Below are 13,086 nucleotides of genomic sequence, written 5' to 3'. Positions count from 1 at the left end.
AGTGCAATGGAAGTGCATTATTTACTCTATTCTTATTATTATCCTAAAGCTTACTAACCTTTTAGTAAAGACACCTTTTTTTGTAATTTTTGACTAAGTTTATAAGCATCATAAATTAAAAGTAGCGATTAATTACAAATATGTATGGGTTATAGCCTTGGTTTTTTTTCAATAAAATTTCTTTGCTTACTTTTAGATTTGGTATTGTAAGGTCAGTGCTTTTTAAATACGGAAATTGAATTTCATTTATAATTTCCCAATTACATTTTACCTTTTGCAGTTTAAATATCTGTTGGTTGCTTGAGATTGGGCTATACAATTTGTAAAAGATAATAATTAACTTATGTTATTTCTAACTGTTTATATAAGAAATTAATTTCTCCAATATCTGTAACTGACTCTTTACCTTCTTGCCAACTAGAATTAATCATAGAAATTTTTCTTTCTCTTTTATAATTAACTAGAACATTATCTGTAACAAGAATATACTCTCGAAAATCTATGCTGTTTTTTAATAACGTGTGAGCTATTTTTAAATCTTTTCCAAAAAGTCTACAATAATCCTTCAACATTAGAGAACTAAGTCTACCAAAATGCACCACAAATTTTAGGGTTAGATTGTGTAACCTTTCACATGTACCACAATTGCAATTATCAGGATTAAATGTTTTTAATTTATCATGAAATTTTTGAAACATTAATTCACATTGATATATTATTTGATCAATAGTTTTATTAAGGTCATAACTATAAAATAAAATAGTATCTCCTTCAATATCTGAAACCTTTAAATTTAGAATGTTATTATCCAAAATGGACTCTAATAACTCACCAATTGCCTTTTGACTATACTCAAGATTAGAATTATTCATATAATCATTAAAACCAGTAATATCTGGAATGATTATTAATGTTGGACATAATTTAGTCTTATAATCTTCTAATGACATTTAGATGTTTTTTTGATTAAATAGGCATAAGTTGTGACTGTTATTTACCACCACAACTTATGTTATGTATAAATGTTTTGACTATTTAACTAGCACAACAACTTAATTTGGAAACATCTTTTCCAAATGTAATTGCTGCTAATTTGATTCCTTCTCCTAATGTTAAATACGGATAAAAACTTTGAGCTAAATCTTTAATGGTTATTCCGAATTTAATAGCCATACTTAATTGCTGAATGAGTTCTCCTCCTTCTGAGGCGATTATCCTAGCTCCTATTAATTTATCCGTTTCAGTATTACGAATCAATTTAATAAACCCTCTGGTGTCTTGTGCTGCTAATGCACGTGGAACATGAATTAAATCTAGTTTACTTACTTCAAAAGGAATACCTGCCTTTTCAGCTTCCAACTCATCCATACCTGCTCCTGCAATTTGAGGGTCTGTAAATACTACCCAAGGCAATGACGAATAATCGACACTACTTTTCAATAATGTAAAAGCATTGTTTATTGCAGTATTCCCTTCTGTTGCTGCGGTATAAACAAATGGTGGTGTATTAGTTGCATCACCTGCTGCGTAAATATTGGAAATATTAGTTTCCATTTTTTCATTCACTAAAACATGTCCTTTTTCACTTAATTTTAAGTCAATATTATTAAGTCCTAGTTTAGAGGTATTTGGTTTTGTTCCAGTAGCTACAACAATATGCCCTTTTTCAATAATTTGAGTTGTAGAACCATCAGGGCAATTACAATGTATAATTGTATGATTCCCTTTTTTTTCGAATTTAAAGGCTCTAAAATTTGGTAAAATCTCAATACCTTCACTTTTCAGTTGCTCTGCCAAAACATCTGTAATATCAATGGTTTGACTACGCAATGGTCTATCTGTAAATTCTATGATTCGCACCTTTACACCTAATCGGCTATAAGCTTGTGCTATTTCTAAACCAATATAACCAGCACCCATAATGGTCAGACTCTCTGGTTTTTCTTCTAAATCGAATAAAGAAACATTCGTTAAATAACCAACATCATTTAATCCTTCTATTCTTGGAATATTGGTAGTAGCACCTGTCGCGATTACAATATTAGTCGCTGTATATCTTTTACCTCCGTCAACAATAATGCTATTTCTATTTACAAATTCAGCCCATCCTTGAAGCATCGTTAGGTTTTCAAAATCACTTACAACATCTAAATATTTTTGTTGTTGTAATGCGGAAACTAATTCTTTTTTATCTTTTATAATTTGTTTAAAATCAATATCGACTCCTTTTGGCTTAACACCTTTGAAGTTTGAATGAGTAGCATGATATGCAGTTTCTGCTGCTCTAATTAAGTTTTTAGAGGGAACACAGCCTACGTTAACGCAAGTGCCTCCAAAATCTAGCCCACCATTCACCATTAGCGTATTAAGCCCTAAACCTTCAGCTTTAATTGCTGCTGAAAATGCTGCCGAACCACCGCCTATAACAATTAAATCAAATTGATGCTTTTCATTGCTAGATTCTTTTTGAATTATGGTGTCCGAATTTGAAGAGCAACAGTCTTCTTTTTCAAGATTATTTGTTACAGAATAATTACCAATGTTATTCACGGCATTGATTAATTCTTCTTTTTCAATCTTGTCGGTATCTATTGTGAAATCTCCTTTACCTGTTATATGATTAACAGAACTATCTACAATCCCAACAGTTTTCTTTATGTCCTTTTCAATATGTGAAGAACAACCGTTACAGGTCATTCCTGTTATGGAAAGTTCTATTGTTTTATTACTCATCTTTCAATTTATTGGTAACAGTATAACCCGTTGCATTTATGGCTTTCTCTATATCTTCTTTGGATGTTTTTGTACTGTCATACTTAATTTCTGCATTTTCTTTTTCATATGAAGCAGCTACATTAACAATTCCATCTAATTCATTTACGGCGTGTTTAACGTGATCTTCACATGAAACACAAGTCATTCCTTTTACATCAACTTTTAAAGTCTGAATATTAGATTGGTTTACTACTATGACTTCTTTTTTATTATCAGGATAAAAAATATGAGCATAATAAGGGAAAGCAATTGAAACTGCTGCAAACAATGTAATACCAATTAAAAAACCTTTGGTTTGAAACCATTTTGGTTTTGCATCAACTTCACAACCACAATCATCAGCGTTTTTTGGTTTTAAATAATTATACCAGGCATAGCCAATTGCGACTATAGCTAAACCAATTAAATAAGGTCTAAAAGGTTCCATCCAAGATAGGGCAGACGCACTTCCTCCAACGCCAGCAATTAATGCTATAACAGGAGGTATGCAACAAGATGATGCTGCTACAGCAGCAAATAAACCTGTGTATGCTGCATTTTTTGATGTTTTTTCTGTTTTCATTTCTTTATAAATTAAGCTGTTTTTCTAATTAATTCTATAGACTCAAAAATGCTACTAAATATCTCTGTTTCATCTCTATTTAATGAATAGTAAAGTGTTTGACCATCTCGTCTTGAAGAGATAATTCCAGCGTCCTTAATTTTACGAATGTGTTGAGAGATTGCAGGCACACTCATTTTTAGAATATCTGCCAAATCACAAGGACATAGTTCATTTTCAGTATTTAAGAGAAAAAGAATTTTCAACCTTACATCGTTCCCAGCAATTGACAAAAGTTTTGTCATTTTTTGAAAACTTCCTTCCATTTTATCCAATGTCTCCATACAGTTTTGTAACTGCTTATGGTTGGCTTCCGCCCTTGTACAGGTTATTTCTAATTTCATAAGACATGTTTTATAGGTGCAAATATATAATTAATTACGTATTTAAGCAAATACTTAAATATATAATTACGAATTTTGGAAAAATTTTAGCTCTTTCGGTTTTTAGAGCGTTGGATTTATGTGTTGGGAAAAACCGAAAGTGCTAAAATACGATACAACAGTAGTGCATTATTGTCCACTACATTTATCACAAATCCCTTTTACTACCAAGTTTACATTTTCTGAAACAAATCCATCAGGTACTTTAATTTGGGGAATCTTATGTTCTGTTAAACAAATGGTTTCATTACAGTTATTGCAATGAAAATGTAAATGTAAATCGGTTTCAATCTCACAATTGCATCCTTTTTCACATAATGCATATTTTGTAATTCCTGTACCATCATCAATTTGATGCACTATTGCTTTTTCTTCAAACGTTTTTATAGTTCTATAAAGCGTTGTTCTTTCTGCTTTTTCAAAAGCATTTTCTATATCACTTAACGTTACAGCTACTTGTTTATTTGCAAGGAATTTATAAATTAATAGACGCATTGCTGTAACCCTTATCTTTTTTGATTCTAAAAGTTGTTCTATTGTTTTCATAGTTTAATGTTCGTGTTCTGCGTCTCCTTTTTTCATTTCAGCCATTAAATAATATGCATTGTTGTATGCAAATTTTGTGGATTTGTCTAATTTTCGAGTAAATTGAACAGCTAGCCAATTACCATCTTTAGCTCCTAAAATTACTTCAACAGGCTTAAAACTCCAATCATCATTTTCTTTTTTTACTGAAAAAACATAAAATTTATCACCTTCTTTTATGACAGCACTTTCTGGTAATGCCCTTGATGCTGTATTGTCGACTTGAATTTTACCTTTTATATACATACCTGGAATTAAATTTCCTTTTTTGTTTTCAATTTCTGCGTGAACGTGAACAGCTTTAGGATTATCTTCAAATGTTTTACTTACTGAATAAATTTCTGCTGTTAGTTCTTTATCTTGTATTGATTGCACATTAAAGGTTACTTTTTGACCTTTCTTTACTTTATAAACATCTTTTTCGAATACCATTAAATCTGCGTGAACGTGATGTGTGTTTACAATTTCAAAAAGTTCGGTTTGTGGTTCTACATACTGACCTGTTTTCACTTCAACCTTTTGAACATAACCTTCTATTGGGCTTCGTAATGAAATACTTTGAGCAATTGTACCATTTTTAACTAATGAGGTGTTTATGTTTAATAGTTTTAATTGTGCTTCTAAGCCGTTTGCCATCGCTTTTGAGGCATCATATTCAGCTTCTGCTTTTTGAAAATTTGCACCAGAGCCAACTCCTGCATTATATAATTTTTGTTGACGTTGATAGTTCTTCTTTAAAAAATTACTGTTGCTTACTGCATTCAAATAATCAGTCTGCATTTTTATGATATTAGGATGTGATAAATAGGCAACTACTTGACCTTTGTTTACTTTGTCGCCTTCAATAACATTTATAAATACTACATTTGCACCAACCACTGAAGTTATTGCTGCTTCGTTTTGAGGAGGTACTTCTAGTGTACCATTAGCTTCTACATACCCAACCAAATTTCTTAAGGCTATTGTGTCAATTTTCATTTTTAAAGTTTCAAATTGCTTTTGTGAAAGCAGAACTTTTTCCTCATCACTATGAGCTTCTTTGGTTTCTGACTTTATATTATCGCTGTGCAAATGTGCTTCTTCATTCTTTTGATTCTCCTTATTTCCACAAGCAATAAGTAAAAAAGAAACAGTTAGTAATGTTAAGATTATATATCGTGTATTTTTCATTTTCTTATTGTTTAAAATATTGTAATTGGAATGTGCTTTCTAAATAATTTATTAATGCTTCCTGTGCTTCTATTTCAGTTTGAATAGCTTCTTTTATGAGTAGTGTAAACCTCGTGTAATCTATCTCTCCTTCTTTATAAGCAAATAAAGCTCCCACTTTTTGTTCTTTTACAAGAGGTAACACCTCCATTTTATAGAAGAACCAAGCTTTTTTCCATTTTTGATAATTCTCTTTTGATTGTTTAAACTTCGATTGTACTTCTTGTTTTTTAAACTGAATGTTGGTGCCTGCAATTTCCTTATCTATTCTTGCAGTTTTAACTTTTGCTTTATTTGTACCTGATAAAAAAGGAATTGAAATTCCTGCTTGATATGTGTAAAAACCTGAATTTCCATTTACTTTTTGTAAACCACCTTGTAGATTTAGTTTGGGTAAATTATCTGCTTTTGCTGCCTTATAATTTGCTTCTGCTTCTGCTAATTGTAATTGTGCCATTCCATACAAAGGATGTTTTTCTGGGTTAAAAGCATCAACATCAATTTCGGACGATATTTCAAAATCATTAGGAACGGTATAGAAAGTATCAGTAACTAGCCATAAATTTAGTTGTTGTAATGCAATCCTATATTCTCTTTTTGATTGCATCAACTTGTTTTTAATCTTTAGTACTTGAGTTTTAGCTGCAGAGTATTCTAATTTAGAAATAGCTTCTACTTCATAATTTAATGCTACTGCTTTTTCAAAAGTTGAAAAAATAGAATCTAACTCTTTGAATAAATGATAATTCCTTTTACTTTGTAGTGCATTTGCCCACGCTTTTTTTACTTCCAATTCTAAATCTAATTCTGAAAGAATAAATGCTTTTTGAGCTAATTGAATGCGTTGTTTTTGCAAATGTTTTTTTACAGAAATACCAAACACATCAATGTTGTTTTGACCAATACCTATAGTTGTATAAATGCCATTCCCATTATTAACTTCTTCACCTCCTGTAAAAATTTGAGTAGTACCAAAATCGTAAGCTGTATTTTTAAGCTGCTCTTGTTTGTTGATTTCTAATTGCTTTTGTTTCAATAAAGGGTAGTTTTCTTTGGCTAAATTCACAGCTTCTTGCATCGAAATAACTGGCAACGCATCATTGATATCTTGTGCGTTTCCTTTTGTAGGTAACAAAAAGAGAAAAACTACCATAGCTGTTGCTGCAATCATTTTTTTGTTAGCTCTCAATTTGAATGATTTGTTTTCTACCCAATGATATAAAATTGGTAAAACGAATAATGTTAACAATGTAGAAGTTAGTAAACCACCAATTACAACCGTTGCTAAAGGTCGTTGCACTTCTGCACCAGCTGATGCCGAAATTGCCATCGGTAAAAAACCTAAAACATCTGTAAAAGCAGTTAACATAATTGGTCTAATTCTTCGTTTTGTGCCTTCTATAATTCTATCTTTTAAATTGGTTACACCTTCTTCTTTTAGTTCATTTAAACCACTAATCATAACCAATCCGTTTAAAACTGCAACACCAAATAACACAATAAAACCTACACCTGCAGAAATACTAAAAGGCATATCTCTTAACCATAATGCAAAAACACCTCCAATAGTTGCCATTGGTATTGCGATATAAATCATTAAAGTTTGAGGTAATGATTTTAAGGCAAAATAAATAAGTACAAAAATTAATAATAATGCAATAGGTACCACTGTTAGTAAACGATTACTTGCGCGTTCTAAATTCTCAAAAGCACCACCATAACGTATAAAATAACCTGTTGGTAATTCTAATTGGGCATCTAACTTTGATTTTATTTCCATTACTAATGATTTTACGTCACGTCCTCTAACATTTATTCCAACATAGGTTCTCCTATTTGTATTATCTCTACTTATTTGCATTGGGCCAGCTTTATAACTTACATCTGCAATTTCACGAAGAGGAATTTGATTTCCAGAAGGTAAATTGATGTATAAATTTTGAACATCAGAAATATTTTTACGATTGGTAGCATTTAATCTTACTACTAAATCAAATCTTTTTTCTCCTTCAAAAATGATACCTGCAGTACCACCAGCAAAAGCAGATTGTACCAATTGATTCATTTTATTTATTTGAAGGCCATATTGAGCTAATTTATTTCTATTATACGTTATTGTAATTTGTGGTAAGCCAGTTGTAGCTTCGGCTTTCATATCTCCAATACCTTCTGTACCTGCAATAATTTTAGATATTTCTTCTGCTTTTTGAGATAATACATTTATATCTTCACCATAAATCTTTATAGCTATATCTTCTCTAACACCTTCTAATAATTCATTAAAACGCATTTCAATTGGTTGGGTAAATTCGTAATTTACACCAGGAATTATTTCAACAGCTTCTTTCATTTGCTCAATGAGTTCTTTTTTAGAATTAACTGAAGTCCATTCCCTTTTTGGTTTTAAAATCACAAAAATATCTGCAATATCCATAGGCATAGGATCTGTAGGTATTTCTGCAACACCAATTCGACTTACAATTTTTTCAACTTCTGGAAACTTTGTTTTAACAATTTGCTCAATCTTTGTTGTTGTTTCAATAGTTTCAGTTAATGAACTACCAGGTTTTAAAATAGCGTGAAAAGCAATATCACCTTCATCAAGTTGAGGTATGAACTCGCCCCCCCATTCTTGTAAACATAAAAACAGTAATACCAAATAAAATAACAGAAACACCAATTATTAGTTTTCCTTTTTTTAATGCTTTTTCTAATATAGGTTGGTATTTATGTTCAACCCAATGCACAAATTTATCTCCATAAGATTTTTTTTCTGATTTTGGAGCTCTTAAAATTAATGCGGACATCATTGGTACATAAGTCAAACACAGCACCATTGCACCAATCATTGCAAAAATGAAAGTCAATGCCATAGGTTTAAACATTTTCCCTTCAATACCCTCTAAAGCCAATATTGGCAGAAATACGATTAGAATAATAAGCTGACCAAAAAAGGCAGCATTCATCATTTTTTTTGAAGCATCTGCTGCAACGCCATCACGTTCTTTGGATGTTAATTTCTTTTTCTTTAATATTTTTGATGCAATGAGAAAAACGGTGCTTTCTACAATAATTACTGCGCCATCTACAATAATACCAAAATCAATTGCACCTAAACTCATTAGATTCGCCCAAACATCAAATCCATTCATCAATATAAAAGCAAATAATAATGATAGCGGAATGGTTGATGCAACGATTAAGCCACCACGCCAGTTTCCTAATAAGAAAATAAGGACAAAAATGACTATCAATGCACCTTCAATAAGGTTTGTTGCTACAGTTGATGTTGTTTCAGCTATTAGCTTACTTCGGTCTAATAAAGGTTCAATTATCACACCTTCTGGCAAAGATTTTTCAATTTGAGCCATTCTAACTTTAACATTTTCTATTACATCATTTGAATTAGCGCCTTTAAGCATCATTACCAAACCACCTACAACTTCTCCTTCGCCATCTTGTGTTAATGCACCATAACGAATAGCAGCACCAAATTGTACTTTGGCAATATCGCCAATAGTAATAGGAATATTATTAGTGTTTTTTACAACAATTTTTTTTATATCATTTAAACTACGAGCTAATCCTTCTCCACGAATGAAATTAGCTTGATGATTTTTTTCGATATACGCACCACCAGTATTTTGGTTGTTATTTTCCAGTGCTTCAAAAACGTCGGTAATGGTTAGTCCAATCGCACGTAATTCGTTAGGGTCAACAGCGACTTCATATTGTTTTATTTTACCTCCAATTGCATTTACTTCTACAACACCTTCTACCATCGCCATTTGACGTTGTACAATCCAATCTTGCATCGTACGTAAATCAGTTACAGAATATTTATCTTTAAATTCAGGTTTTACTTTTAATGTATATTGATATATTTCGCCTAAACCTGATGAAATTGGACCCATAGAGGGTTCACCAAAACCAGCAGGTATTTGTTCTTTGATGTCGTTCAATTTTTCAGCAACTAATTGACGAGGTAAATATGTCCCCATATCATCGTTAAAAACAATAGTAACTACAGACAAACCAAAACGAGATACAGAACGAATTTCTTGAACATTAGGTAGGTTACTCATAGCAATCTCTACAGGATAAGTAATAATTTGCTCAATATCTTCTGTACCTAAATTTGGTGCTTGAGTAATGACCTGTACTTGGTTATTTGTAATATCTGGAACTGCATCTATTGGTACTTGGGTCATACTCCAAATACCAGCTCCGATAATGGTAAGCGTTAGCAAACCAATTATAAATTTGTTATTGATTGAAAAATCAATGATTTTATTAATCATAGTGAATATGTTAATTCAGTTAAACTTATTGATATAATTCGTAAAAAAAAATAGAATTACACGAGATTTAAAGAACCTTTAGGTTCTAAATTGGATATAATTATCCTTTGAAAAACTGAATTAAGCCCTTGGTGGCTGTAAAATTGAAGTAGTAAAGTCTTTTTCTGTACCATTTTGGTAGAAAAAGTCTTGGGTAGAAATGTAGTATGAGATAATATTTACATCTATAAATTTGAAATCTATTGTATTAATATGACAACATTGACAAATACAAAAAGGAGAGCATAAGTCTAAATCTTGATGTTGATGATCACTGTTTGTTGCTTGTAAATTTTCTGTTTTAACCTCATTATCAAGCGCAGCATAATCTTCGCAAGGTGCTAAATTAAGGGCTAAAATATAAATTGATAATATGAAGGCTAAATATTTCATTGTAACAAAGATATAAATTAATTAGTGCAATGGTTGTGCAAAAAAGAAATCACACTTTGTAATTCTAAAAAGAAGTACTTTTAAAAAGCACTTCTTCTCTTTGTAGTTTTATTAATTAGATTGATTCATTTCCATAGTATGGTCATATTTACAACAACCAGGTAAATTATCATAAGCATCTATATCTCCTTTCGCTTTTTCTGTATCATAACCTGAAGCTGCAATTGCTTTATGAATAGCCATTACATTCGTTTTACTTTCATCAAAAGAAACAGCAATTTTCTTTTTATCTACATCCCAAACTGCAGTTGCAACACCATCAACATTGTTTGCTGCTTTTTCTATGGTACTTTTACACATACCACAGTTTCCTCTTACACCAAAAGAAATTTCTATTGTTGCCACTTCTTTAGAAACTTCAGTTTTGTTGGTATTTGTTTCTTTTTTACCTTCGTTTTTACAGCTTACAAATACTGTTGCTGCAATAATTACTACACTTAAAATTACTTTTTTCATTTGTTTAAAATTTAATTATTAATTTGTTTTATTATTCTATTACTTGTTTTACTTCACCACAGGTTAACATTTTATCACCATAATAAGGATTTATTACTTTTTCTTCTTTACTCAACCAATACGCACCCTTGTTATTATTTGCCATAGGACAGAATTCTACAAACACTTTTGTGTTGATACCGAATATTTGAATTGCTTTTATTAGGTTTAAAGACAAATTTTTAAAATGACTTCTTTGTTCTTTAATATTTGATGCTTTAGAAATTGATGTAGTAGCTTTTTTTATTTCTTTTACTAAAGACATCCAATTTGTATGAGTTTCATTATCTTTTAGTAGTTTCATATCTACTTTAGATATGTTTTCTAATAGCTTTTTTGAAGCTGAAATTGATTTATTAGTTTCTTCTTTAACCAAAGCATCTTTTAATTTTATATACGCATTAAAAACTGTTTTTAATTGGTTTTGAAAATCTTCTGACACTTCTATTCTCTCGTTTTTATTGAAGCTAATTGTTATTGATGAAGTATTCTTTTCCATACCAAGATGATTTTCGTGACCTGTCATTACTTTACCACCTTTTTTATTCATCATAGATTTTTTGCCTTGTAATTGTGCAGCAGCATCAACCGTAAAAGTTCCATTAGTTACTATTTCATCTTCATTTTTTAAACCTTTTAAAACCTCGTAGTTATCGCCAATTCTATTGCCTAATGTAATTTCGCGCATTTCAAAAACAGGAGCATTCTCATTCATTTTTACATAAACAACAGAGCGTTTTCCTGTCCATAAAACTGCTGATGCTGGAATAGAAATAATTGCTCCTTCATTTGAATTTATTCCTTTAATTTTTCCTTCAACAAACATTCCTGGTTTTAATAGGTTGTTTCTATTATTAAGTACAACTCTTAATTTTACGGTTCTTGTTTTTGTATCTAAAACAGGGTCTATAAAATCTACTTTTGCATTAATTACTTTATTGGTATTTGTTGTTATAGAAATTTCTTGACCTTTTTTAAACAAACCAATCTGATTTTCATACACATCAAAATTTGCCCAAAGAGTGTTAAAGTTTGCTATTTTAAATAAAGGTTGCCCTTGTTTTACAGACGCTCCTTCTGCTACCAATTTTTCTGAAACTGTACCAGAAACAGTTGCATACACAGGAAAGTTTTCTTTTACTTTACCTGATGTCTCAATTTGATTAATTTGAGTTTCTGAAAGTTTCCATAATTTCAATTTGTTACGAACAGCTTTGTATAATGTTGGTTGTGTTTCTTTTAAAGAGGAAGCAGTAATTAATTCTTGTTGTGCAGCAAATAATTCTGGTGAATAAATAGTTGCTAATAGTTGCCCTTTATTAACCTTTACACCTGTAGAATTGATGTTTAAACGTTCTATTCTACCAGAGAAATAACTTACTTGTATAGCATTTTCTTCTTCATTTTCTACAATTTTTCCTGATAATAGAATTCCATTATTTTCTACTTTATCATTACCAACAATAGACGTTTGGATGTTTGCTAAAGCCATTGCATTTTCTGTAAGTTTAAATTGGTCTGCCATTAAACCATCTGAATTATTTTCTGCAGGAATTAAATCCATACCACAAATTGGACAATCACCAGGAGCTGATTTCATAATTTGCGGATGCATAGAACACGTCCACATTTGATTTGTTGTAACAGTGGCATCATGATTATGAACTGCCTCCTTATTTGATGCATTTCCAAATAGAAACCACCCCATTAAAAGCCCTACTAAAAGAATACCTATGTAAATTATAATCTTATTATTTTTCATTTTCTAAACGTTTTATCATGGCTTTCATTTCTTCAATTTCTTTACGTTGTGCTTTGATAATATCATCAGCCAATCTTTTAACTTCTGGATCTTGAATATCTGCACGTTCACTTGTTAATATCGCTATAGAATGATGTGGTATCATTGCTTTCATCCAAAGAACATCATCAACTGTAGATTTTTGTTCACGTACTAACCCCAAAGCACCTAAAAAAAGTACCACACTACCTATTAAAATAACAATGTTTTTCTTTTTGTTTTTATACATATTTCGCATAAAAAACCACATAATTAATGCCATCGTAGATATTCCTAGACAGACCATATAAAAGCGTGTTAGACTAAAATATACGTGGTCAAATACATACGTATTTAAATACATTGTGATGTACATTGCTATAAAAGAGCAACCTAACATTAAATAGAATTTTGTGTAATTGCTCATTCCGTTTTCTTTGTTTGAGTGTTGATTTGATTCCATAA

At 30.8% G+C, this 13,086-nt stretch carries 10 protein-coding genes and 1 pseudogene; all 11 read right to left on the bottom strand.

The window, feature by feature from the left end; translation table 11 throughout:
• Nucleotides 1-341: 341 nt before the first annotated feature.
• The 11 genes and pseudogenes from WG950_RS05595 to WG950_RS05545 all read right to left on the bottom strand — a co-directional run bounded on the left by WG950_RS05595 (nucleotide 342) and on the right by WG950_RS05545 (nucleotide 13,084).
• The gene (locus WG950_RS05595) at nucleotides 342-950 is read right to left on the bottom strand and encodes a DUF2652 domain-containing protein (RefSeq protein ID WP_340934733.1); all 609 of its coding nucleotides are present in this window, start codon (nucleotides 948-950) and stop codon (nucleotides 342-344) included.
• A gap of 85 nt (nucleotides 951-1,035) precedes the next feature.
• Nucleotides 1,036-2,733: a mercury(II) reductase gene (gene merA / locus WG950_RS05590; RefSeq protein ID WP_340934731.1), complete on the bottom strand. Its 1,698-nt coding sequence runs from the start codon at nucleotides 2,731-2,733 to the stop codon at nucleotides 1,036-1,038.
• A complete protein-coding gene (merTP, locus tag WG950_RS05585; RefSeq protein ID WP_340934729.1) occupies nucleotides 2,726-3,337 on the bottom strand; it encodes a mercuric transport protein MerTP in 612 nt (203 codons plus the stop codon). The genes merA and merTP overlap by 8 nt, the downstream gene beginning before the upstream one ends.
• A gap of 11 nt (nucleotides 3,338-3,348) precedes the next feature.
• Entirely contained in the window at nucleotides 3,349-3,720 is a 372-nt protein-coding gene (locus WG950_RS05580) for a metalloregulator ArsR/SmtB family transcription factor (protein ID WP_340934726.1), read from the bottom strand.
• Nucleotides 3,721-3,888: 168 nt separating this feature from the next.
• The gene (locus WG950_RS05575; RefSeq protein ID WP_340934724.1) at nucleotides 3,889-4,305 is read right to left on the bottom strand and encodes a Fur family transcriptional regulator; all 417 of its coding nucleotides are present in this window, start codon (nucleotides 4,303-4,305) and stop codon (nucleotides 3,889-3,891) included.
• Between the two features lie 3 nt (nucleotides 4,306-4,308).
• Nucleotides 4,309-5,514, bottom strand: a complete 1,206-nt coding sequence (locus WG950_RS05570) for an efflux RND transporter periplasmic adaptor subunit (protein ID WP_340934723.1) — start codon at nucleotides 5,512-5,514, stop codon at nucleotides 4,309-4,311.
• 4 nt (nucleotides 5,515-5,518) lie between these two features.
• Nucleotides 5,519-9,854 (bottom strand): annotated as a pseudogene (locus WG950_RS05565) (CusA/CzcA family heavy metal efflux RND transporter).
• Between the two features lie 120 nt (nucleotides 9,855-9,974).
• Nucleotides 9,975-10,286 (bottom strand): DUF6660 family protein, encoded by a 312-nt coding sequence (locus tag WG950_RS05560; RefSeq protein ID WP_340934721.1) that lies wholly within the window; start codon nucleotides 10,284-10,286, stop codon nucleotides 9,975-9,977.
• A gap of 111 nt (nucleotides 10,287-10,397) precedes the next feature.
• On the bottom strand, nucleotides 10,398-10,802 hold the full coding sequence (locus tag WG950_RS05555; protein WP_303435459.1) for a heavy-metal-associated domain-containing protein: 405 nt from the start codon (nucleotides 10,800-10,802) through the stop codon (nucleotides 10,398-10,400).
• A 31-nt stretch (nucleotides 10,803-10,833) separates the two neighbouring features.
• Entirely contained in the window at nucleotides 10,834-12,603 is a 1,770-nt protein-coding gene (locus WG950_RS05550; RefSeq protein WP_303435458.1) for an efflux RND transporter periplasmic adaptor subunit, read from the bottom strand.
• A complete protein-coding gene (locus WG950_RS05545; protein WP_303435456.1) occupies nucleotides 12,593-13,084 on the bottom strand; it encodes a DUF305 domain-containing protein in 492 nt (163 codons plus the stop codon). Before WG950_RS05545 ends, WG950_RS05550 begins: the two co-directional genes overlap by 11 nt.
• Between the last annotated feature and the right edge of the window lie 2 nt (nucleotides 13,085-13,086).

The organism is Polaribacter marinaquae, assembly GCF_038019025.1.
Classification (GTDB): Bacteria; Bacteroidota; Bacteroidia; order Flavobacteriales; family Flavobacteriaceae; genus Polaribacter; species Polaribacter marinaquae.
The sequence above is the reverse complement of the archived record's forward strand: the minus strand, read 5'-3'. Positions and strand labels throughout refer to the sequence as shown.

What these genes read in the sequence shown, in the direction of transcription:
- WG950_RS05595 (WP_340934733.1), bottom strand. Translation starts at nt 950, where the DNA reads ATGTCATTAGAAGATTATAAGACTAAATTATGTCCAACATTAATAATC.
- merA (WP_340934731.1), bottom strand. Translation starts at nt 2,733, where the DNA reads ATGAGTAATAAAACAATAGAACTTTCCATAACAGGAATGACCTGTAAC.
- merTP (WP_340934729.1), bottom strand. Translation starts at nt 3,337, where the DNA reads ATGAAAACAGAAAAAACATCAAAAAATGCAGCATACACAGGTTTATTT.
- WG950_RS05580 (WP_340934726.1), bottom strand. Translation starts at nt 3,720, where the DNA reads ATGAAATTAGAAATAACCTGTACAAGGGCGGAAGCCAACCATAAGCAG.
- WG950_RS05575 (WP_340934724.1), bottom strand. Translation starts at nt 4,305, where the DNA reads ATGAAAACAATAGAACAACTTTTAGAATCAAAAAAGATAAGGGTTACA.
- WG950_RS05570 (WP_340934723.1), bottom strand. Translation starts at nt 5,514, where the DNA reads ATGAAAAATACACGATATATAATCTTAACATTACTAACTGTTTCTTTT.
- WG950_RS05560 (WP_340934721.1), bottom strand. Translation starts at nt 10,286, where the DNA reads ATGAAATATTTAGCCTTCATATTATCAATTTATATTTTAGCCCTTAAT.
- WG950_RS05555 (WP_303435459.1), bottom strand. Translation starts at nt 10,802, where the DNA reads ATGAAAAAAGTAATTTTAAGTGTAGTAATTATTGCAGCAACAGTATTT.
- WG950_RS05550 (WP_303435458.1), bottom strand. Translation starts at nt 12,603, where the DNA reads ATGAAAAATAATAAGATTATAATTTACATAGGTATTCTTTTAGTAGGG.
- WG950_RS05545 (WP_303435456.1), bottom strand. Translation starts at nt 13,084, where the DNA reads ATGGAATCAAATCAACACTCAAACAAAGAAAACGGAATGAGCAATTAC.